1 protein-coding gene is annotated in these 1,216 nt (G+C 66.6%); it reads right to left on the bottom strand.

The window, feature by feature from the left end:
* The coding region (locus tag J8I87_RS43955; RefSeq protein ID WP_209938898.1) for an ISNCY family transposase at positions 1–1,136 on the bottom strand (1,136 nt) is incomplete at its 3' end.
* Positions 1,137–1,216: the final 80 nt, after the last annotated feature.

Raw genomic sequence — 1,216 nt, 5'->3', positions numbered from 1 at the left:
TGCCGGTACGGCAGCACCCGGTCATCCGCCCGGATCTCGATCCGGCCGTCCGGATACTCCCAGACCTCGATATACCGGTCGATCAGCCTGCGGTTATCCGGCGTGTCGTCGAGCAGGTACATCACCCGGTCGTACTGCACCGTCAGCGACTTCGTGACCTTGCGCGGCTCGCGCCACGTGAGCACCAGCTCAAGATGCTCGTCGGCCCGCAGCGGCCGGTGCGCATCGAATCCGCTCTTCGGCGGCTTCGCGAAGCGTGCGTTGTAGGCCGCGATGAAGGCGGGCGCATACGCATTGGCTTCGATGACCGTGCTGATGCCGCGCAGGCGCAGCTCCTTCACCAGCCGGTCCTGCAACGTCTGGTGTGCGCGTTCCACGCGCCCCTTCGCCGAACTCGAGTTGGCGCAGAACGCGTCGATGTTCAGCTCGTACATCGCGCGGCCGAAATGCGTCACACGGTTGCCCGTCCTGCCAGCCGATGTATTGCGGAACACGCTCGCCTTGTCGCTGTAGAACGCGCCGGGCTTGCCGTAACGCTCGATATACGCACGCGTTGCCTCAAAGTAGCTGAACGTCGATTCGCTCGCCGTGAAGTGCAACTGCATCAGCCGGCTGGTGGCGTCGTCCACATACACCAGCAGCGTGCATTGCGGCGCCCGGTCCTCGAACCACGCGTGCTCGCTGCCGTCGATCTGCACCAGTTCGCCCAGGCATGCACGCCGCGCACGCGGCTGGTACACCTTCGGCGGTCGCTGCCGGCGCGGCACCCACAGCCCGGCGTCCATCATCAGCCGGCGCACCGTTTCCTTCGCGAGGCGGATGCCGTGACACTCGTACAGCTTCTCGCACGCCAGCGTCGGCCCGAAATCGGCGTAGCGCTCGCGGATGATCGCCAGCGCCCGATCGGCCGTCGCTGCGTCCAGCCGGTTGTTGCTCGGCTTCGCGCGCCGGCCCGATACGAGACCACCCGGGCCGTGCTCGCGCAAGCGGCCCACCAGCCGCCGGATCTGCCGCGTCGTCAGCCCGAGCCGCTCGGCCGCACGCCACGGCCTGAGCGTGCCATCGGCCACGTCCTGTATCACCTTGTACCTGTCCAGCTCGCGCATCGTCATCGTGATCCGTTCTGTCGCAGCCATCGAAGCTCCCGGTGCCGGTCAGCCGGCGGTCGGTCAGCTTACGATGGGCCGAAAAGCGGACATCTGAACTTGGCTAAAAG

Origin of the sequence: Paraburkholderia sp. LEh10, from assembly GCF_017814945.1 — a bacterium.
Taxonomy (GTDB): domain Bacteria; phylum Pseudomonadota; class Gammaproteobacteria; order Burkholderiales; family Burkholderiaceae; genus Paraburkholderia.
Note: the sequence above shows the minus strand (reverse complement) of the source record. Positions and strands in the feature narration are given on the sequence as shown.